10 protein-coding genes are annotated in these 22,015 nt (G+C 63.5%); 8 read left to right on the forward strand and 2 right to left on the reverse strand.

The annotated features are described in order from the left end of the window. Positions 1-27 precede the first annotated feature (27 nt). Both ACH35V_RS17105 and ACH35V_RS17110 read right to left on the reverse strand, forming a co-directional pair. Positions 28-522, reverse strand: coding sequence for a hypothetical protein (locus ACH35V_RS17105; RefSeq protein WP_395973353.1), 495 nt, complete (start codon positions 520-522; stop codon positions 28-30). A gap of 54 nt (positions 523-576) precedes the next feature. Then, positions 577-1,830, reverse strand: coding sequence for a hypothetical protein (locus ACH35V_RS17110; protein ID WP_395973355.1), 1,254 nt, complete (start codon positions 1,828-1,830; stop codon positions 577-579). 2,546 nt (positions 1,831-4,376) lie between these two features. Between ACH35V_RS17110 and dpdE the strand changes: the two genes are divergently transcribed. The 8 genes from dpdE to dpdD all read left to right on the forward strand — a co-directional run bounded on the left by dpdE (position 4,377) and on the right by dpdD (position 21,939). Beyond that, positions 4,377-7,712: a protein DpdE gene (gene dpdE / locus ACH35V_RS17115; RefSeq protein ID WP_395973356.1), complete on the forward strand. Its 3,336-nt coding sequence runs from the start codon at positions 4,377-4,379 to the stop codon at positions 7,710-7,712. Then, complete coding sequence (dpdF, locus tag ACH35V_RS17120; RefSeq protein ID WP_395973358.1) at positions 7,712-10,306, forward strand: protein DpdF; 2,595 nt, start codon at positions 7,712-7,714, stop codon at positions 10,304-10,306. Before dpdE ends, dpdF begins: the two co-directional genes overlap by 1 nt. Continuing rightward, positions 10,306-11,169 (forward strand): protein DpdG, encoded by an 864-nt coding sequence (gene dpdG / locus ACH35V_RS17125; protein ID WP_395973359.1) that lies wholly within the window; start codon positions 10,306-10,308, stop codon positions 11,167-11,169. Before dpdF ends, dpdG begins: the two co-directional genes overlap by 1 nt. Further along, positions 11,162-14,221, forward strand: coding sequence for a protein DpdH (gene dpdH, locus ACH35V_RS17130; protein WP_395973360.1), 3,060 nt, complete (start codon positions 11,162-11,164; stop codon positions 14,219-14,221). Before dpdG ends, dpdH begins: the two co-directional genes overlap by 8 nt. Next, a complete protein-coding gene (locus tag ACH35V_RS17135) occupies positions 14,218-14,901 on the forward strand; it encodes a hypothetical protein (RefSeq protein WP_395973361.1) in 684 nt (227 codons plus the stop codon). Before dpdH ends, ACH35V_RS17135 begins: the two co-directional genes overlap by 4 nt. A 72-nt stretch (positions 14,902-14,973) precedes the next feature. Then, positions 14,974-19,383, forward strand: a complete 4,410-nt coding sequence (gene dpdJ, locus ACH35V_RS17140) for a protein DpdJ (protein WP_395973362.1) — start codon at positions 14,974-14,976, stop codon at positions 19,381-19,383. Next, a complete protein-coding gene (gene dpdK / locus ACH35V_RS17145) occupies positions 19,380-19,907 on the forward strand; it encodes a phospholipase D-like domain-containing protein DpdK (protein ID WP_395973364.1) in 528 nt (175 codons plus the stop codon). Before dpdJ ends, dpdK begins: the two co-directional genes overlap by 4 nt. Then, positions 19,897-21,939: a protein DpdD gene (gene dpdD / locus ACH35V_RS17150; RefSeq protein ID WP_395973366.1), complete on the forward strand. Its 2,043-nt coding sequence runs from the start codon at positions 19,897-19,899 to the stop codon at positions 21,937-21,939. Before dpdK ends, dpdD begins: the two co-directional genes overlap by 11 nt. Positions 21,940-22,015: the final 76 nt, after the last annotated feature.

Consider the following 22,015-nt stretch of genomic DNA (forward strand, 5'->3'; position numbering starts at 1 on the left):
GAATGTCAGTCGCCCCCAGCTCGGGCGTCAGAGCGACCTGTCGATGAGATGTGCGTTCCAGGTGGCTGCGGCCTGCTCGTGGGAATCGACACCGGCGAAGAAGGCGTCCGCCAATGCCGCATAGTCCGGCTCATCCATGCCCATCACATCGATGAATTTGGGCCGATACACAGCGAAGCCTTCCGGCGACGACTGCGGACGGTAAGGGATGGCCATCTGCAAAGACCGCCGGCTCGGAACGTACTCGACGGCATTCACGATCAGCGCATCGACCCGTCCTGCCTCAAGGTGAAGATAGGCGTCGACGACGAGCACGGCACGTACCCGGCCAGGCCGTCCCGCCTCCAACGCCGCCTGACCCGCTTTGGCAGCGTCACCGAGGTCGTCATGCACCAGCCGATCCATGCCTTGCCGACCGTCCGCGTCCTCATGGCCGAGCAGGGGAATCAGCGTCTCCCCATCGGACACGCTCCAGACACCGTGAGCACTGAAAAACCCGGCCATCCCGGCGATCTCATACATGGCGCGCCAGCGTACAGGCCCACAACCCACGAAACGCACCAATGAATGGTGCGGTCAGGCGGGTTCGTGCTCGGGTCCGGGAAGGCGACGCCGGGCCTCGCGGGCGGCTTCGACCACGACGGCTTCGGGATGGTGAGCGATCATCGCGTCCAGGAGATGGACGGCCCACGGGTGTCCGGTGTCGGCAAGACCGTCTACGAGCTTGGGCATCTTGTCCGCAGGTTGGCCGACGTAGCCGCACTCTTGGAGCATGTCCGGGAAAGGCCGTGCGGCGGCGCTCATCTCGGCGAGATCAACGAGCGCCCACATTGTGGCGGCGCGGGACGGCTCGTCCACCTGCTGCTTCTCGTCTGGGGACAGAAGCCCGTGCGCCAGCGCCCCGAGTTTCGGGTCCGCGGCGAGCGAGACGAGGGCGCGGCGGCCCTCCCGGCCGAGATGCGCGCCGAACGTCCCCGCGAGCAGGTCGAGCCCGGCACGGCGTGCGAAGGGGCCGACCTCCTGCAGCGCCACGAGGATCTCCACGACGCCGGTCTCCACCGAACGCGTGCGGACCCAGCCGCTCGCCTCGTCGCCGATGTGCTCCATCCGGTAGGCGGCGAGGGCGTTCAAAAGGGTCACCGCATCAGCACCGGCGTAGCAGCCGAGGACGGGGATCGTCATCCCCGTCGCCTTTTGCAGGAGGTTGTGGCAGATGAACTTGCCCAGCGGGGTGACCCCCATCAGCGGCCCGCGCCGTTCCACAAGCCCGGCATGGGTGAGCGCGTTGACATGGAGTTCGACGATGGCCGGCGCGCCGGCGTCCAGGTTCGACGTGAGACGGTCCAGGGACACCAGCCCGCCATGGGCGTACAAACTGACGATGAAGGTGATGCCGAGGCATTGGTCCGGGTCGTCCTCTGCTCTGCCGCTGCAGGCGACCAGATACTCGATGAGGAAGTCACGCCAGGTGTCCACAGCGGCTTGGGCATCGCAGGCCTTGAGCGCGAGTGCTCCTGGCCCAGGCCACGCCAGCGACCGGGCCGCGTCCACATGCAGGACGTCCGTCCGGACCATCACGTCCCAGAACCGCAGTGCGCCATCGGTCGCCTCCGGAGTCACCGCAAAGCCCGGGGTCAAGTGCTCGCCCATGGTCTCGATGAAGGCTGGGAGATCGGCGGGACGTCCGTCCGTGTCGACCTCACGCCCGGCGCGCACCCAGTCGATCTGTGCCCTAACGACCGTGTGCAGGTAGGACTCCTGGACCGCGGTGAGCAACTCCGCGGGGGACGGCAGCCGCACCGCTGGGAGGTACTCGGGTTCGTCCGGCATGCCCGTCCGTTGGAGCCGACCTGGATGCTGCCGTTCCATGGCATGCCTAACCAGGTCATCACGAATCCCATGAGCTGTGGCCATAGATAGCAAAGCGTAGTCCAACAGTCACACAGAGGTGAACCAAATCCACGGTCCGCTCACCGGAACGCGTAGTCGCAACTACGGAGCGTCGCACGTCGTCGGCAACAAGGCTTGACCCAGAACGCCGACCTCGGCCACCCTTCGTCCAAGTGGTGGGACGCCTGGAGGACGCAATACCCGCCCTTCTCCCTGAGCCCGTCACGCAACGCGACCGTGACGAAGTCCTCGAAGGCCCGCGCCATATCGAGGACGAAACCGCTGACAGCGGTGCCTCCAGGCCGATGTTCCGGTCCGCGGGGCGACGAGGTGATCTTCCGCATCGGCGGACCGACCGGGGCATGGTGTGGGCGGAGGCTCAGGACTCCGTCTGCGTCATGCCGCGCATCGTGAGCGCGGACGTCAACGGCAAGTCGGGCCAGGGCTTGTTCGCCGTGGAGCAGTTCACCCGATGCCAGAGCGCCCGCCCGCCCGTCGGCAAGGTCGCTTTCGCCGTCCCCAACCCTCCGCGTCTTCACACCCGACCCACGACCCGTGCCAAGCCCCTCGACCTGGCAGCAGATTCAACGTGAAGTAGACGAGTGCGGTATTCGGACCGCGGCCACCGGCCGCCCTCAAAGCTGGCATGGGCAACGTCCAGCCGCTGCGGCCGGGACACCGGGCTTCGCGCGTCGAAGAAGCTCAAGCAGCCCTCGCACTACTCCTCAGTTTCGGGCGACCCTTCGACAACGCGGGGGTTGAGGAGGACGGGCTCCGCGGTCGCGCTTCCCGGCCATACCAACCACGAGGGCCGGCCCGTCTGGTTCTCCGGCGGCAAGTTCGCCGCCGACCTCACTCTTCCCAAACTCCGCTGCCGCTGGTTGGCTCCCGAGGAAGGCAGGCACTTCGCCCCGCGCTCATTGGGCCGAGCGAAACTGACTCGTCAGGAGCGAGATGCTGCCTACCAGCAGGCCGCAAGAGCTGCCGCGACGGCTACCTGGCAGATGCGCCACATCCATGACCCCACCGCCCGCGGCGACCTAGCCGCCGCGGCCTCCGACGTCCTACACGTAACCGCGGCCATCACCGGCAACCAGGAACTCGCCCGCGCGGCCGACTTCTATGACCGACCAGCTCGCAAACCCTACGGGCGCCAGTCACCCGCCACGCCTTACGGCACGAACCTCCGTACGGTTGTGCGAGTTCTGGCTTTGTCCCAGATCGGAAGGTCGCACGGTTATCGCCTGGGCCTCGCCGGTGGCCTCTCCCACCTGATCGTGCAGCTCGTTGCCCTGATAGAAGCCATCGCGGAGCACCGGCAATCGCAGCCGACCAGTTCACGGTCCCGCGGTAGGTTGCCTCACGCCCGCCGTCGGGGCCAGCCCCGAATGCCTCCACCCCGGGCCCTAGCACCTTCAACGCCAGCGCTACTGTCAACTGCTCGAAAGCACGCGGTCCCGTTTCTTCAAGGGGAAAGTCATGAGCCACCAACTCCTCCCTCTCTGAGCAATCGCGGTTGAGACAGTCATACGAGCCAGGTGAGTGTCCTACGTCTAAGAAGACCACTAACTCACCGACCTGGCTGCAGAAATCTTATCCGTCTACGCTATCGAAGTGCGCTAGATACGCGGTCGCGGACACGGGGGTGGCCGGTTGACGCACAGGTGCAGCCAGGGCAGGGGAACGCTTCCACCCTTCGATCCAGACCGGCAATGGCCTGTGCGGCCTGTACCAGCACACCAGGTCCGCACCTGGAGATCGTGGTACCGGTGGACCATCCTGGTCCGCTCGCCCACGTCTTCCCCAACGCTGCGACGGTGTCCGAGCAGACTCGCCGGACGACGAACCCGAGTTGATGCCACTCACCCATGCCGAAGCCCAACGCCTGATGGTCCGGCCGCCCGGCAGTCCATCGCCATCAAGCCCAAGCCACTACCAGCGACAACAGAACTGAAGACGCTGAAGATCACGACTTACCGCTGGAGTCCTAGCCGACGTCGGCGTCATGGCATCGATCGGTTCGGTCGCCGACTCCGATGACATCGCCTGGCCGAAGCCCTGAACGGTGGTGTCAATGCCGAACTGATCCGCTGGCAGACATAGCGCACTCGTGACCAGGTCGAATACTCCGTTGCCGAATGGATCGGCAGGTACAGCCACCACCGTCGGCCCCCGCTTTTCTGCGCCGTACCACCCGCCGAACACGAAGCCAACCACTAGCGCCCCATCACCACCCCAGCGCCAATCGACGTCCGGTAATACGGACCTCACCAAACCCGGTGCGACTCACCAACCGAAAAAGCGACAGAGCCGTTAACTGGACACATCCTGGGGTGCCACTGCATCCGCTCTTACAGACGGTGCATCCTCAAGGGTGCCACAACCTAGAGAACATGTGGTCAAATGGTAGAAGATGTGCTGCTGTGGCGCCGGGGCGGCGCTGCGCCCTGGGGAGGGCGACCTGCACAACGGGTGGGGGCAAGATCGTGAAGCAGGGCCACGCGAGCAGCGTGAGGCAACTTGGCGCCTTTGTCCGGCTACCGGGTGGCCCGGGGATCGGCAAGGTCGGGGAGGTGGATGCGGGACGCGTCCGCGTCGACTACTTCGAATCGCCGGCCGCGCCGACCGCACAGTCGCAGTGGGTGGCGGACCACCTGGTCCACCGGGTCCTCCTGAATCGCGAGGAGCGCATCTGGTGGAAAAGCCCGGATGGCCTCTGGAATGCAGGTCGAGTGATACAGGAAGATCCCGCCCGGCGTTCTTACTTTGTGCGGTTCCCCAATGTGGACTACGACCTGCCTGTTCGTGAGGAAGATCTCCACGTGCGGTGGGATCGCCCTGTGTTGGACCCCGCAGCGGATCTGACAGTCCGCGGCGGCAGTACGGCGCCGTACCGGGACGCGAGGCTCCCGATCCTTAGAAACCTCGTCCGGCAGCGTGGCGCCTGCGCCGGCATGAGCACGTTCCTGTCGTCGACAGTGGAGATTTTTCCGCACCAGGTAAACGCCGCGCTCACGGTCCTCTCCGACCCGGTCCAGCGGTACCTTCTGGCCGATGAGGTCGGCCTCGGAAAGACGATCGAGGCAGGGTATGTCGTACGCCAGATCCTCATCGACAATCCCGAAGCGTGTGTGGTGGTGGTCTCCCCGGCTGCTCTTCGCCGGCAGTGGGTGTCCGAACTCAAGGACAAGTTCCACACTGAGGACTTCCCTGATGCGACGATCGTCGTCAGCAGTCACGAGAATCCCGAGAAGTGGGCTGGCTACAGGCAGGCTGACCTCGTCGTCGTGGACGAGGCTCACGCCCTGGTGCAGGTAGGGCCGGATGCGACGCCTTACAAGGAGTTGCGCGAACTCGCGCACTCAGCCCATCGGCTGCTGCTGCTGTCCGCCACCCCTGTGACGTCCGGATACCTGACGAACCTCGGGCTGCTTCATCTGCTCGACAAAGAACTCTACTCGTGGGAGCGGCGCCAGGACTTCGAGGACCGCTACCGCATGCGCGAGGCTCTGGCCGACTCGGTCTACTCCCTGAATCCGGAGTACACGTATATCATCCGGGACTCCATCGAGGAGATCCGAGCACAGGTCCCCTCCAGTGATGTCCGCCTGGCCAAACTCGCGAACGAGGTCCTCAGCATGCTCGATGAGGAGGACGAGCTGATCAATCCCGATGCGCAAGATGAGTTCGCTCGTCGAGTCATTGCGCTGCGTGCTCACATCAGTGAGACGTACCGGATCCACCGCCGAGTGATTCGCAACCGGCGTGAGGCGGTGCTACGAGAGGACAGCGGCCCGGACGCCGAGGCACTCCCCTATGAGGTGCGCGGCCGCCGCCGACCTGAACTCATCCACTCGCCCTCGGCGGTCGTAGCGGCCGGGGATGCATTCGTGATGCGCTGGTGGAGCGCGGTGCGCGAGCACCTGGATAACGAGAGGATGAGCACTCAACTCTCGCAGTTCGCCATGCCCTTGGCGGTTCTCACCTCGCGGGCACCCGCGCTTCCCTACGACACCATCGATGTCCTCCGGTGGCGAGTGCAGGGCGACGCCGATGCTGGCGAACGTGCTGGGCTCTCACCGCAGGAGAAAGAACTGCTCCGCGGCGCGCCGGTGATTGCATGTGAGAAGACCGTGCTGGCTGAGGTGGAGAAAGACTGGCCTGCGGGCGCCAAGCCGAGCGAGGAGAACCTGAAGCACGTCATCAGGGCACTTCTTCCCACGCTGCGCGAGGCAAAGCGTGCCGTCGTCTTCTGTGGCCCCGGCCGACTAGCTGACGCGCTCGCAGGCGGGTTGCGCCGTGACTTCCCGAAGGTAATGACCGCCCAGCACACGCGTACGCTGGACGCGGCCAAGGCAGCAACGGAGATCTCTCGGTGGGCCGCCCCCACGCCCGGGCAGGCGGTGCTCCTGGCCGACGACATGGCCGAAGATGGCCTGAACTTGCAGGCAGCCGACTGCGTCGTCCATCTGAGGCTTCCCTGGTCGCCCAACCAACTGGAACAGCGTCTGGGCCGCGTCGACCGTTATCCGGGCCCGCTGCTCGGGGCCGTTGGTCCCGCGCCCCAGTTCCGGCTGGCCGAGGAACAGGGCCCCGACGGCTCTTTCGCTGAGGCATGGGCCACCCTGCTCGGGGATGCCTACAAGGTCTTCGACGGTTCCGTCTCCACCCTCCAGAACGCTATAGCCCAGTCGCTCATGAGTGTATGGGCCGGGGCAGTTGAGGACGGGCCGGAAGGGCTGATGACGCGGCAGCAGGACGTCCTTGCCCAACTCGGCAAGGAACACGACGAGATCCGCAAGATGGACCTCTTGGAATCCATCCACGTGTCGTCGCAGCGTTTGCGCAGCGTTCCGGCCGCGCTGACTGATATCGAGCGTGACTGGTCTGAGACAGAAGAGGCGCTCCTGGCCTACACGGACGCCGCTGGAGGGGGGATCAACCTGACTTCCCTCGTTCGTTCCATCGAAGGATCTCCGGCGCGGCGCTTTCTGATCAACAACGCTTCGAGCCGTCCGCTTCTTGCTCCCCGCCACTGGGAGCGGGTCAAGGATCGAATCCCGAACGATGAGATCGCTCATGCGATGTTCAACCGGTCGCGAGCGCTGCGCAGTCGGGACGCACGGCTGTTCCGCATCGGCAACCCCCTGGTGGACATGCTGTCCGATGCCATCCTCCATGACAGTCTCGGGCAGAGTGCCTCCTTCCGGCGGATCGACCGGGGGATGTCACCGGGGCACGAACCGCAGCCGTACTTCGGGTTCGATTTCCTCATCCAGGCGGACACCTCTGCCGCGCTGAAGCATGTCCAAGACAGAGTGGACGCGGCAAGGGCTCTGCGCTGCCAGGCGGATCGGATCTTCCCTCCTGTCATCAGGCGCGTCTGGATCGAGGCGGGCACAAACGAGCCCGTGACCGTCAAGAACCAGTTGGCCTTCTTGAATCGTCGCTACGACAAGAGCAAGGGTGACCAAAACTACAACAGCAAGCGCGTCTCGGAGTTGTTTGAGGTGTTCGGAGGCCAGGAGCATGCGGCCACGTACGTCCGTGACGCACAGCAGGCAGCGCTTGAGTTCCTGCACCAACACACGGATCTAGCGGCAGTTTGCGAGGACGCCCAGCAGAAAGCGCTGGAGGTTTCCGCTGTTTTGCACTCGCAGGCCCATGCTCGGCAGGCAGCTGGCCGGCTGCTGCGCGACACTGAAAGCCTGGTCACCGATGCGAAGGTGCTGACTTCTCTCGCCGAGGGGCTGTCGCAGCCGGTTGTCCGGGTCGTGGCGGCTGCTTGCCTGGTCCGCCGCGGCTTGGAACTGGCCTACTGATGTCTGACGACGCATGGGTAAGCGCTCAGCACCTTCTCAACCAGTGGCCAGAGGTGAAACCAGACATACTGGCCAAAGGTGCTCTGCGCCGTCTGGGAGATGCCCTGGCTGGGATAGACAAAGGCAGTACTGGCTGGCTTGACATCGTCTCGCTGACTCGACAGCTGCTGCTGCACCACCAAGCACTGGGACGGACAGGCCGGTTGTCGGTGCCCTTGCGAGAGGGGCTGCCCACCTTCGATCAGTGGCGAGCAGGTGGTTGCGACGTGGTGGTCGACGGTAGCCGCGCACTAGTGCGGGGCCAGGAGTGGGCTCCGGGCGAGGGTGACAAACCTGCGCAGGAGGCAGGTCTTGCCCAGGTCCGTGAGGCGGTCCTGGGCAAGGACTCCGGTCTGGTCCGAGTTCTGCAAGCTGCGCCGGCCGATCCATTTTGGACGGACGTCCTCGGCTACGAGCACTACTTGTCCAAGGGGCAGCGTCAAGCAGCTCGCGCGGTTGCCCTGATGCCGCCGGGTGAAACCCTCCTCGTCTGCCTACCTACTGGCCACGGCAAGACACCGGTGGCGCTCGCCGGGGTCATGCTGGCAAACCGACGCAGCGGCGTGTCCGTGATGGTTGTGCCCACCGTGGTCCTGGCTATCGACATGGAGCGGCGTGTCCGTGAGTTGCTGAGCAGGCGTGATCCCGGTGCTCTGCACAAGCGATACGCCTACTTCGGGGAGTTGAGCGAGGCCGACAAGGAGCAAATGCGATCGGACATCTCAGTGGGGCGGCAGGCACTGGTGATCGCTTCGCCGGAAGCCGTGGTCGCCGGCCTGAGCAAAGCCCTGCGTGACGCCGCCCAGGACGGGCACCTGAACTACGTCATCCTGGACGAGGCGCACCTCATCGAGCAGTGGGGCAACGAGTTCCGTTCAGGGTTCCAGAGTCTCGCCGCCCCGCACCGGGCTTGGCGCAAGGTTGCACCCCAGGGGCATGCCCCCAGGACGGTCGCGATGAGTGCCACGCTTACCGAGCAACAGGTGACAACGCTGCGTGGCCTGTTCGGTTCCGGCGAAGGTACCCGCGTGGTCTGGTCCTCCGAACTGCGCAGCGAACCTGCCTACTTCATGGACGCCTTCGACTCGGAAGAGGCGCGTTCTCAAGGAGTGCTCCAAGCTGTTGCACGCCTCCCTAAACCGATGGTGCTGTATGCGACCCAGAAGAAGCACGCCACCGAGTGGGTCAATGCTCTGCGCGCCGCAGGGATGCAGCGCGTCGCCGTAGTGCACGGAGACATCAACGATGCGGGGCGCCGTCGCGCGCTTGAGGGCTGGTCGGGCCGCACGAGCCATGGTGCTGTCACGACCGAGTACGACGTCGTCGTCGGCACCTCCGCCTTCGGGCTGGGCGTCGACCTCGAGGACGTCCGCAGTGTTGTGCACGCCTGCGTGCCCGAGACGGTCGACCGCTACTACCAGGAGGTCGGACGCGGCGGCCGCGACGGCAGTCCCTCGATCGCCTACCTCGCGTCGGCCCCTGGTGACCAGACCACAGCCCAGTCCCTGAACGAGCAGAAGATCCTCATGGCGGACACTGCGTGGGGACGGTGGCGGGCGATGTTCACCAAGGGAAATCACCTGGACGGGAACCGCTACTTGCTCGACTTGACCGTGCGCCCACCGCGAATGTCCGTTGGTTACGCCACGCACAAGGACTGGAACGTTCGCCTGCTCAACATGATGGATCGCATCGGGATGATCCGGATCTTCCCTCCACCACCTCCGATGCGTGAAGCCGGCGAAGATGCCGTGGACTGGCAGGCGCGGATCACAGAGTTCTACAACACCGCCCGGGATCGGATCGAAATCGAGTTGGTGGAGGGGCAGACCAACAATCCACAGTATTTCCGCGTCGCCTACGAGCGCATCCGGTCGAGTGTCAAGAATGCCCAGCGCAACTCTCTGCGCGTGATGTTGACGGTCTTGGATCACGAGCGGTGCATTGCTGACACCCTGGCCGAGTATTACTCGATCGCGGGAAACAACGGTGGGCGCCACTACACCATGGCAGCCTGTCGTGGCTGTCCTGCGTGTAGGTGTCAAGGACTTCCGCCTGAAGGAGCGGCGTCTCACTATCGCAGGCCGTTCTCGCCGGATCCGGCCGCTGTCGAGTGGGCCCTGTCCGACAGCCCTCTGGCCCACCTGCATCCTCAGACCTCGCACCTCAGCCTCTATTGGCAGGACCCTGCGCAGCGCGCAGAGAACTTGCTACCTGTGCTGGTGAAACTGGCACGGTCGGGCGTTTCTCATTTCGCCGGACCCGGCCTTGGCGCGGAACTGGCCCGTCAGCTCCAGGAACAGGCACCAGGTCATCCGGTGCTCGTCGATCACGACAGCAGCCTGGTGAGCGGTGGCACGCCGGCCACCATCGCCTGGGTTGCCGATGAGGCGACATCGCTCCTCGAAGAAGAACTCCGATACCGGCTAGACGACGGGGACCCTGTCTATCTCCTGATCCCCCGGCAGGTGGAGGACCCGACCAGGCCCGGGGTCCCCTTTGCGACCACTCATCCGTCGTTGAACATCCAGCACGTGAGAAGCGAGTTCAGGTAATGGCATTGCTCAACACGCCCGTACCGTATCCGGGAGAAATCTGGGCCGTCGTGCGTTTCCTGGCCTCGCGGTCCGGGCCCGTGGCCTACGACACGCTCCGTACCTTCCTCGAGCCGCATAGCCGCGAATCGAAGAAGCCCACCACAGTTCACTACGCCCTCGCTGCCCTGCGGTCACTGGGGCTCGCCGAGGAAAACGGCGGTCAAGGCTGGATCTTGGCGGGTGAACTAGCGGTACTTTCTTGGGACGACTATGCCGCCTTCCAGCGCGCCCTGCGGTCCGCCGTATTGGGCCTGCGCGGGCACCAACCGGCCGAGACCGCCGATGACCTGCGGCGGGCTCTGGTGTGGAGCCTGACTCGCGATCCTTTCTCGGAGTCCTTCAATTGGACTGTGGTGGACAGTCGGCACCAAAGGGACGCGCCTGACGGAGAGTTGATCTTTGTGAACGACACTCGGTGGCCACCGTTCATGGCGTGGGCGACCTCCCTCGGCTTGGGAGCCCCGGCACCGCACATCGCCCAACGCTACATTCCGGACTGCACGCGGGCCGTGCAACAGGTTCTGGAAGAGCATCTGCCGCCAGTGGCTCCTGCTGATGCCCTAGACGTCCTGCGCCTGTTGCGCGAACACCTTCCCGTCCTTCCAGGTGGAGCCATCTCCAACAATTTGGGCTATGGGCTTGCAGACGAACGGACTGCCAGCGCAGCACTCTCCTTCGCTCTGATGCGAGGCAAGAATGAGAAGTGGCTCGTCTTGAGCAGCGACTCGGACGCGAAGCAACCGATTAAGGTACAGGACCCCGAGCAGTCGTCCATGCGCCTTTGCTCCTCTATCGCTCGACAAGAGGCCGCCCATGTCTGACTTCCATCGTTACGTCTGCTGGGACGTGGAGAACGTCATTTCCGCGATCCAGACTGAGGCGGTTGTCGCCTCGCCTGCCGTCTTCCTGTCCACGCACACGCGGCTGGGAATTCAGCGTTGCCGTATCAATGGTCGGTCGTTCAGTAGCACGGGTGAAAGCGTCACAGAAGAGGATGTCCGAGACGACTTCCTAAACCGACGCACGAATACCGGGACGTTGCTGCTGCCGGTGGTCGGTGAATCAGGATCGGGGAAATCTCATCTGGTGCGCTGGGTCAAAGAGAAAATCAAGCACTCCGATGACCGAAAGATCATCTATCTCGAGAAGTCTAAAACGAGTCTGCGACATGTGATCGAGTCCCTCCTTGACGGAGTTGAGGACGAAGAGATCGAGCAGATCCGCAAGGACATCCGGCAGGTTACGGGGACCTTCACCACGGCCTCGTTGGCGCGCCGTCTCATTACCCAGTTGAGTGTCACTCTTGCCGACCTCGGCAAGGACGCGGTCTCCGGGAAGAAACGGCAACTCGTCGGGCCAAGAGGCATCTCCCTGCTCCTGCAGGATCCGCTTCTGCAGGAGCAGATGCTCGAGCCCGAAAACTTCATTCCCCGATTCGCCGAGCACTTCCTCAGCGACCGGGAGTCCGATGAGGAACGCCCTCCACGTTTTTCTCTGGATGACCTTCCCTTGAGCCCGGACGTCATCACCGGCGACATGGCAGCTCCTACGCGCCAAATCTTCGGCATGCTGATGTCTAGACCTGAACTCCAGGTGCTGGCTGTTGAGTTGCTCAATGCGCACTGGGACAAGGCTGTTCAGGAACTGTCGTCACTGGGAGGCGGACGCCTCCTGGGAGCGATGCGAAAAGTGCGCGAGATCTACGCCCGCCGAGGCAAGGAGATCGTCCTCCTGGTAGAGGACTTCGCCCTTATCCAAGGTGTCCAGGGAGACCTGCTCGACGCGATCACCGAGACGTCGGAGCGGGAGGGGAAGACGGCTCTTGCGCCCATGCGGACCCTCATGGCGATCACGAGCGGATACTTCCATGACCTTCCAGATACCGCAGCCACCAGGATCAGCACGTCCACCGGAGGATTCGTTTACAACCTGGATATCGTTCTGGGGCAAGGTAAGGCAGGGACAGAGGAGGTCGCCACATTCGTCGGGAAGTACCTCAACGCCGCACGAGTGGGGCGTGAAGCACTGGAGCGTGGCAACGGCGACTTGGTCCCCAACAAGTGCGAAGACTGTACCGTAAAGAGCCTGTGCCACGGTTCTTTCGGCGCATCCGCTGACGGGTTCGGTCTCTACCCCTTCAATCGGGCGGCTCTGACCCGTGTCGTTCACAACGTGGCTCCGCAGGACAACCCCTACGCATTCGTCCCGCGCACAGTTCTGGGCAGCGGAGTCATACCGATCCTCAACGACGCTTACAGGTCGATCGGGAAAGGCGACTTCCCGAGCGCCTTTTTCCAGGAGAACTATAAGACCGTCAGGGGGGTCGACACGGCATTGCCTAACAGCGTTAGCGAAGACGTCGATGCACGTGACCCCCTGAACGCCAAGCGCCGGCGCAAGGCGCTGGAATTCTGGGCTGATGCCCCCGCCCAGTTGGTGAACCTGCCGCAGGGTATCGGCGAGGCATTCTCTCTGCCGGAGTTGGACGTAGACGGGCGAGATGCCAGCCCCGCCGACGCCCTGGCTGCGGGAGAGACGTCCAAGCCTGCAATCACTTTCGTCGATTCACCACGGACACTGCCAGTTCCCCCCGCAATCCAACGTAAAATCCAAGTGGTGGAAGACTGGGCGGCTAGCGGTTCCCGCCTCACCACCGAGGTGGCAAGCATCGCCCGCACCGTGATCTCCCGATCGGTTCTTTACAGGGAGGACTGGCTCACGCCTCCCATCAGGCCGATCGGAGTCGGCGATGCGGAAGGCGCTGGCTGGACCGTCAAAGCCAACACCGTCTCGATCGAGGACGCCAGCGCCGAGGCGCTCAACAAGAGCGCAGCAATCATCCTGAAGCGCAATCCCTCCAACGGAGAGTTCTTCAAGAGCCTGATCCGGGTTAACGCCCAGGATGCCGACGGGATGCGACCCCAAGACGTGGTCAGACTCGCCAGCACGGCCGAGACGCACCGGGCAGCCTTGCGTGAACGGGTCGCACTCAACGCTGAACATTCCGATGAGGACCTGGTAGTTGGACTGCGCCTATCTCTCCTCGGGGCTGCCTTTGCCGGGCAGGTTGTCCCAGGTATGCCGATCGATGCCCTCTACATCGCCGCCTTCGACAAGGGGCAGGCGTGGGCGCGTCCGGATAACTCGTCGCGCACCGAGACATGGGTGAAGCGGCTTGAGGCGCACTTGCAGCATCGCGCTGGGCTTGTGGAGGCTCTGCTGAGTTCTCTGGGGCTGGGCCAGGGCGCGGGTGCCGTCCACGTCCTTGACGCGGCACGTGCCGTTGCCCTCGTGAGGAAGGCCGCGCAGGAGTGGGACCTGTCGAGCGTCGACCTGCCGATTTGGGCCAAGGAGGCCGCACTTCCGTTTCGCTCCGGATTGGATTCTGTGGTACGCGGTCAATTGCAGGAGTTGACCACTATCATCCACGAGATCCGAGAACACTTCCCCAAGTCGAGTGGTCCAGGTGACCGTCTCGTCCTACAGGTGTCCACGGCTCTGCAGATGGCCAACGCTCAAGGCCTCACAGGACCACAGGGGCCTGAGTTGGAGTTGCGGGCTGCAGCCGTCGAAGAAGCCGACTGGAATTCGGTGTCCGTGCTTGAGAAAGAACTGTCCCGCGTCACCGACAACCTCCAAGATCAGTCGACCGAGAGCCTTCTGGCTGTGGCTGCCGCACCACGGTCAACGCATCTGCGGGAGATACACAACTATCTGAAGACTGCCGACGCCCTGCTTGACACGGCCCTCGCGGCAGCGCGGATGCAGATCCAGAACGCGGTCAGCGATGCCGCGGACCAGTTGGCAGGACTGCTCGTGGAGTGGCAACAGGCCGTAGATGACGCCACACCCCAGGCGGAGGCAGGCATATGAGCAACGTGACGGTTCTGGAGAAGTCCCAGGAGTTGCAGAACACGGCCCGCAGCATTGCTGAAAGCCAAAAGGAGCGAGACGACCAGGAACGGGTGCTGCGCCGTATCGATGAGGTGCGGACTGCGGTGCAGGCAGCGATGGTGCAGCTGCGGACCGCGGTGCTGCTGCACGAGCGCACCGGCCAGGCTCTGGATGTGTCCGGGTTCGACACTGCACGGGCCAAACTCGCATCGAAGTCGCGCGGTGGTCTGCCGGGAGACCGGGCTTTCGTTGATGCCAGGCGCGCCTTGGAGGCGTTCACCAGCGAGTTGAGCTCCTCCCTCAGGCAGCTTTGGAAGACGTGGGCCACCGCACGGATTCAGGAGGTCTCTCCTGCTCGCTTCGCCACCCTCAACCCCGATGAGCGGCGGGAGGCGAGTGGACTCTATGAGTCGATGAAGGCCAAGGCGAACCGCCCCAAGGTCGACAGTGCCAGCATCCTGGCGTTTTGCAGCGATCGCGATACGCTTTTGGCACTCCTTCAGCATGTGCCGACCGATACACCGGAAGGTCTCCTCGAACTCATCAACCGGCTTGATGCAGGCGGAGTCACTCTCCGAGAACTCACGGACGCGGACATCGCGTCGCTGCGAGCGTACGACCAGGACAATTGGTACACCGTCACTCGGAAGGCGAACTGACTACCTGTGGCACCAACAACACCGCACCGCGCTATTTTGGGTAAGGCACTTACTGCCCTGGAGGAGCGGGAGTTGCCCCTTCTTGAGTGGGGCGTCACCGACGGTGCACTCTCCGAAGAAGAAGTTGCTGACGCTCTGTGGCCGGTCCTCGATGATGAGGACGCGGCCTCTTTGTTCTCTGACGCCGACCAGTTGAAGGCGGTGCTGCTCAACCAGCAACTTCTCTTCTACGTTCCCTTCGGTGGAGCCGGACGATACCGGACGAGGTTCGCCGAGGGGGTTCGTCTGACTGCCTCCCTGCGGCAGATCTTCGCCCCTTGGCCTGGGATGGCACTGCAGGCCGACTGGTGGGAGAAAGGCAGACCTCTGGTCGCCGACTACCGCCTGCATGTGTCCGAGCGCCGCTATCCGACGCGTAGCATCTCAGCTGCACAGGCGATTGCCGAGATAGAAGCGACACCGGGATGGACTGAGAAACATTCCACGGTGGCCGGGGTGCTGATCGGTTCATACGCACTCTCACGCTTCCAGGTCGACGCCACCAAGGCAGTCACCAGTTCCTTGGCTAACCGGGATTCGCGTGGCGTCGTGGTCGGTGCCGGCACGGGTAGCGGCAAGACCCTCGCGTTTTACCTTCCGGCTTTCGCCGCGATGGCCAACCACAAGGGCTCGGGGGTGCATACTCTCGCGCTGTATCCGCGCATCGAACTGCTGCGCGACCAGTTGCGTGAAGCGATCAAGAACGCCCTTGAACTACGGCGGCGAGGCCTGCCCAGTCTCCGGATCGGCGTGCTCTACGGGCGGACACCGCACCGAGGCGATGATGTAACGCACGGACTCTATGAGTGGGCTGTACAGGAAGGGGCCCGTGTCTGCCCCTATCTGACCTGTCCGACTGGGGATGGCGGTGCCATGCTCTGGTTGGAGAGCGACAGGGCTCGCAACGTTGAGACGCTGCTGTGCACTGTGTGTCAGGTGAAGATACCTGAGGATGTCATGGCTCTCACTCGAGAGTCGATCAATACGCATCCGCCCAAGTTGCTTTTCACTACAACGGAGATGCTCAACCGCAACAGCACTGGGTCGAAGTTGAGCAGGACTCTCGGCTGGACGGGCTACGGGCCCCGCGTCGTCCTGCTCGACGAGGTGCACACGTACTCCGATTCCACAGGTGCCCAAACAGCCCTGCTTCTGCGCCGCTGGCGTCACGCACGCCGTGACCCCGTCGCCTTCGTCGGGCTCAGCGCCACCCTGCGTCAGGCCGACCGCTTCATGGCGGAACTCGTCGGACTTCCCGCGGAAAGCGTCACCCTCATCGAGCCGCACAGCAGGGACGTGGAATCGGAGGGACGCGAGTATCACCTCGCGTTGCGCGGTGATCCTTTGTCGGGCACGAGCCTTTTGTCCACCACAATCCAGACGGCGATGCTCCACGGACGCCTGCTCGATAGGAACCGGCCGGCGGGAACGACGCTGCACGGCACCAAGGGATTCCTCTTCACCGACGACCTGGACGTCACCAACCGCCTGTATGACGACCTGCGAGACGCGGAGGGTGGGCAGTACGGAAAGAACCGTAGAAAGCGGGGTGCCGCGGTGCTGGCGGCACTGCGTTCCATGGACCTACCGGCGGAAGAGGAGCGTTACCTCGCGGGCCAGTCCTGGAACCTCCCGGAGTTGATCGGGCACAACCTCAGTCCCGACCTGAGCCAGCACCCCTTGACGATCGGCCGGACCTCCTCCCAGGATGCAGGCGTCGACGCAGACGCCGACCTCGTCGTCGCGACGGCCTCTCTCGAAGTCGGTTTCAACGACCCCGACGTCGGGCTGGTAGTCCAGCACAAGGCGCCTCGTGATCCAGCTTCCTTCCTGCAGCGCCGGGGCCGGGCCGGACGTGAGAGGGGCACCCGCCCGCTCACGATCGTTGCACTGTCCGACTTCGGGCGAGACCGGCTGGCCTACCAGGGCTACGTAAGCCTCTTCGCTCCCGAGGTAACTCCCCGCACGCTGCCTGTGCACAACCGCCACATCATCAAGATCCAGGGCGCCCAAGCCTTCATTGATTGGCTCGGCAGCCGTCTGCGTTACCGGCGCCTTTGGGTCAGCGCCCGAGCACTGGCGACAGGAAACACCTGCCCCGACTATGGCGGTGAGCAACTGCCCACCGCCCGGCGCGCGATCATCGAGGATCTGGAGAAGTTGCTTGACGGTGACGACACCCTCCTGCGTTCTCTTGCCGAACATCTACGAGGGGCGCTGCGCCTGAGCCCCGACGAAGTGCAGGCCCTGCTGTGGGAGCAACCCCGGTCTTTGCTGTTGGCAGTCGCTCCGACCCTCTTGCGACGTCTGAGCGTCGGCGCATCGCCAATCCATCAGGATCCCGGCACGGACGACCGACGGGCTTTTCTGCCTGAGTTCGTCACGACCTCGCTCTTTGCTCCGCTGAATCTTCCGGAGGTGAGCTTTGTCCTTCCCTTCGCTACGTCCGATGACGAGGAGAAGCTTCCCGTCGGTCGCGCACTGCGTGAAGCTGTGCCTGGCCGTGTCAGCCGCCGCTTCGGGTATCGCGATGATCGCCACCGGACATGGCTGGAGGTTCCCATCGGGGTCGATGATGCAGTGATCGATTTGGGGAAGATTCTCGACGCGGCGGAGCGGCAGGGCCGTTGGGACACCGGCCGCGCGGACGTGAGGACGGTCGAGGTCACTCGCCCGCGACGCATCAACCTCGCTCAGCCAGGCCCGGAGATCGCGACTTCCTCGCAAGGCATCCCCTTGTGGGCAACCCAATTCGTGGACAACCCTGCGGGTCCTCCGGTTGCAGCGGACGTACCCAAGGTGCCCGAGTGGCGTGATCGGGTGCTGTCCGTCGGGTTCGCCGCTCACGCTTCAGGCAACCCCATCGAGGTGCGCCGGATGACCTATGGCGCTGTAGCTGAAGTGATAAGGGGCAAGCCGGGTAAGCGGCACAAAGTGCAAGTCGGTTACGCCTTCGAAGGCGCGAGGGCAGCCATGGGCTTCACGTCATCCGTCGACGCTGTCCGGCTTCAGGTCAAGGCCCTGGATACCTCTGCGCCGAGCGTGGTGGAGCATCTGAACTCTCCCCCATGGCGTTCGAAAGCCTTTATGAACACCGTTTTGGAGGACCAGCGGATCGCTGAGGCAACTAACTCATTCCAGCGCGGATGGTTGTCCTTGGTTTACCTCTCCGCATTCGCGCTCAGGGGATTGGAGGGCACCAAGCCTGAGACGATTCACGCGCGGCTGTCGCAGGGCGCATGGCGGGCTAGCATCACGGAGGTCATCCCGCTGCTGTACAGGCAGGATCCCTCTGCCTCGCCTACGGACGCCGGCAGTCCTACCGACCGCGTCATCAGCAATCTGCAGGAACTCAGCACAAACCCCGATGTCGTAGCCGCACTGGACGACGCTGGCTCACTGCTGTTCGGCGAGAACCTCCAGGACCGCACGGCTGGCCTCGCCCGTCGGGCCTACCGGGACACCTTGGCCGCCGCGATCCTAGAGGCGGTGACCCGAGCCTGTCCCGACGCACGCGACCAGGACCTGATGCTCGACGTAGTACCGGGTTCCGGCTCGACGCCAGATCACATATGGATCAGCGAGACGTCCGAGGGCGGGCTCGGCGTGGTCGAGAAGTTGGCGGAGACCTACGGGCGCGATCCTGCCCGCTTCTGGAGCTTGGTGAGCGCGGCTCTGCGTCCCAACAGCTTCGAGCAGACCGACATACGGCTCACGAATCTGCTCCGTCATGTGGTGGAGGCGGCACCGAACGGCGAGTTGGCCCAGGCGATGAGTGGCATGCGGGCTGCTACGTCGGCTCAGGACAGCCAGGCTGCACTGCAGCGCATACGTTCCGCCTGGAACGAACTGGATGGTGCGCCGCGGCGCGGTGATGTCGCCTCCCTCGCGATGCGCTTGCTTCGCCGCGGCTCCGACAGCCTGACCGATGCGACGGCCCTCGCCCTGGTGCAGGCTTGGGATCAGCTGGAAGAAACAACCGGGATCGAGGTCGACTCCCGGGTCATTGCTTACGCCGTGGGCGCGTCCAAGATCCAATTGCCTCGCAAGATCAGCCCGGACCAGGCCTTCAGCATCCTGTGGCCTCGGGGGGACCAGGCACGGAACTACCATCTGGACTCCTACCAGCCATACCGTGCGATAGATAGCCCGCAGATCTTGGATCGGCTTCTGGCAGCCGCCGTGCACACGCCGGCATGGCCGCGCCTGGATGCCACATCGTCGGAATGGCAAACCAGGTATGCCCGGGCACTGTCGTCGCATCCTGCAGCTGAAGTGGTCGTTCCCCTGGACCAGCCTGATCTGCTGCGCCGTGTGCTGCTGAACATCCCCGCCATGCGTGTGGACCGCGGAAATCTCACATTGTTCGGCGAGGTGACCCAGGTGTACAGGGACAGTCGTGATGTCGTCGTGAAGGCCATTATCAGGGAGGCCGAGCAGTGACTGTCCCGGCTCGTACACTCCGCACCAATGCGCGCAGCGCCCTGCGTGCGGACTCACTAATTCGGACGGCACTGCTGGCTCAACTGTCGGTGCCCGGCGGTGAAGTCTGGCTGGTGTCTGCATGGGTCAGTGATGTGGACCTGCTCGACAACGCTGACGGCGCCTTCGACTACCTTCTGGGCGAAGATCCTCCACTGCAGTGCCGACTGTCCGAGTTGCTGCTAATGCTGGCGAACAGTGGCACCGCCGTTCGCGTGGTGACACAGGACACTCCTGCGAACGCACCCTTCCTCGAACGCCTCACCTTGGGCCGGGACGGGAGTACCAACTTGGGCGTGTTTCTGGATCAGGTGGTTCACGAAAAAAGTCTGGTAGGCCCGGGGTGGATGTTCGAGGGCTCCATGAACTTCACGCGCAACGGCCTTGCCCGAAACAAAGAAAAGATCACCTATTCGTTGGACGAGACAACTGCGGCGCAGGCAATAGTGGACTATCGGCATGAATGGACGGCACGTGGCGTCTGAGGAAGAAGTAGCGGAACGGGCGGACGGTACACAGGAGTTCGTGGACCACTTTCTTCACACGGATCACAACGACGCTGGTAAGTACCCGAGCGGCATCACGCTGCTTCGGGATGCCGCCATCAATTACCGTAAGTCGCCGATGGTACTGCCTTGGCTGAATGAGAAGACTCAGCGCATGGCCTACTATGTGATTCCCCGCCAGCGCGAACACTCGAGTTCTGTACGTGACCTTCTAGTTGCGTTTGTTGGCCCCTCCTTTGCGAAGTACGGCTACGACACACCTGCCGCGCTCGACAGGCCGCATGAGACTGCGATCCTTGAGCGCTATGGGACAGGAAGCACCTTCGTCGTCCAGGCGACCACCGACACTGTTGAGAGGAAGCGCCTGAGGACTGCGCTGGAACGCATGGTGAAGATGGTGGAGCGGAGTCCCGCGCGGTCGTGGTCCCTCCCCAAGCCCTTGGGGCGTCTTCTGGCGGATTTCGAGGCAGCGCTCCTCAGCGGTGCACCACAGACTGCCAAGACTCTTCTTCAGCAGATCGACCGCCAGGGCGGCCTCTCGCCGACCAATGTCAAACATCTTGAGATCAGACTTCTTACCGCGCAGGGAAGAGCAAACGAGGTCCTGGCACTGCGCGGGCTGCGCGAAGTGCTGCTACAGGACCCGCCGGTTCCAGTGAAGGATATGGTGCTGTCGGCTCTCTACACGGCGTACGTTGAACCTGCGCTTGCTGAAGGGGACCTGGCTCGCGCCGTAGACGCGCTAGAGGCGCCCGACAGCCAGTTCTCGTTGCTGGCAGACGGAGACCTACTGGCCCTCAGCGAGCAGGCCGTCACGGTGCTGCTCGTTGGCATGCACGGACGAGGTGATGGGGCGGAACTCTCCCGCAGCGTCGCATTGCTTGACGCCGAGGGCCGCGGTGACATCCTCCCTGAGGCGCTGGCCTCGTATCGCCCCCAGTCGGTGCATGCAGACACCGTGACAGCGGAGTTGGCCGAGCTCGAGTCGGTAGCCACTACGGAGCCCGAGCCCGAAGAGACGCCGGGCAAGGCGCCGCTCAACACATGGGCAGAAATAGTCAAGGCTGTCGCCCAGGGCGACAGGACTGCCTTCGAACTTTGTCGCAGAATGGACGTCCGCCGAAGTGACATCTCAATCCAGGTGGAGGCGGTGCCTGACGCAGAAATAGCAGGCGTTTTCGCTGACCTCAGCGATCCCGAGTACGAAGCCGTGTGGCAGTATGCGCTCGGGCCGTTTCTGCAAGAAATCACCCGCTCAGAGGCCTTCTACCCGCAAGCGCTGACCACGGTAATGCGAAGCATTGTGAACCAGCGCTGCGACCCAGCGAACCTCGCTGTCCTCGACCTGCTTCTGGAACTGTTTCTCCGTACCGCTCCGAACGCTCAAGAGTACACGGAATTTCTGGAACAAATGAGCATCGGATTTGGCCAGTGGGTGGCACCGGAGACTGCCGGACAAGCCCTCGACTTTGTTGACCGACTGGCGGCCTTTGCTTCACCTGCGCCAGAGATCCGCACTCAGACGGCCCAGATGCTGCTAGCCCCTCTCCTCGGCCAAGCGCGACGCCTCGATGAGGCGTACCTCTCCACTGCTCGTTCCCTCAGTGATGAACTCGGCCTGAGCTTGGGATGGCCGGAATGGGCCTCATCGGAAAGCGTCGAGGATAAACCCGTTGTAGGAGCGGCGCAGATCCTCATTTATGGCTTGGATGAAGGTGTACTTCAACGCGTTCAGAAGCGTATAATCCATTGGTTCCCCCAGGTTGAGGTAATGCTCTCGGCAGAAAAGGTCGCGTCTCGGCGCCTGAAAGAGGCAGCGCGCAACTCAGACTTCAGTGTAATGATCACGCAGTGCGCCGCACATGCGGCGACCCACTGCATTGGACAGTACGCCAAGGAAGTCGTGTATCCCCGGGGTGCAGGTTCGGCATCCGTAACTCACGCAGCTATCAGTGCTCTGGACGACTTGGCAATCCGGCAGCAGAACCTTTCTCCACAGCGACGGCGCTAAGGTTCGGTGCAGCCTTGATAAATTCGTTGGCAAATCGGAAATCTAGGCCATTTGAGGATTGTTTATGTAATGCTCC

Origin of the sequence: Actinomadura sp. 1N219, assembly GCF_044326405.1 — a bacterium.
Classification (GTDB): Bacteria; Actinomycetota; Actinomycetes; order Streptosporangiales; family Streptosporangiaceae; genus Spirillospora.

Coding starts and splice junctions, on each gene's coding strand:
- dpdG (WP_395973359.1), top strand. CDS start 10,306: ATGGCATTGCTCAACACGCCCGTACCGTATCCGGGAGAAATCTGGGCC.
- ACH35V_RS17135 (WP_395973361.1), top strand. CDS start 14,218: ATGAGCAACGTGACGGTTCTGGAGAAGTCCCAGGAGTTGCAGAACACG.
- ACH35V_RS17110 (WP_395973355.1), bottom strand. CDS start 1,830: ATGCCGGACGAACCCGAGTACCTCCCAGCGGTGCGGCTGCCGTCCCCC.
- dpdF (WP_395973358.1), top strand. CDS start 7,712: ATGTCTGACGACGCATGGGTAAGCGCTCAGCACCTTCTCAACCAGTGG.
- ACH35V_RS17105 (WP_395973353.1), bottom strand. CDS start 522: ATGTATGAGATCGCCGGGATGGCCGGGTTTTTCAGTGCTCACGGTGTC.
- dpdH (WP_395973360.1), top strand. CDS start 11,162: ATGTCTGACTTCCATCGTTACGTCTGCTGGGACGTGGAGAACGTCATT.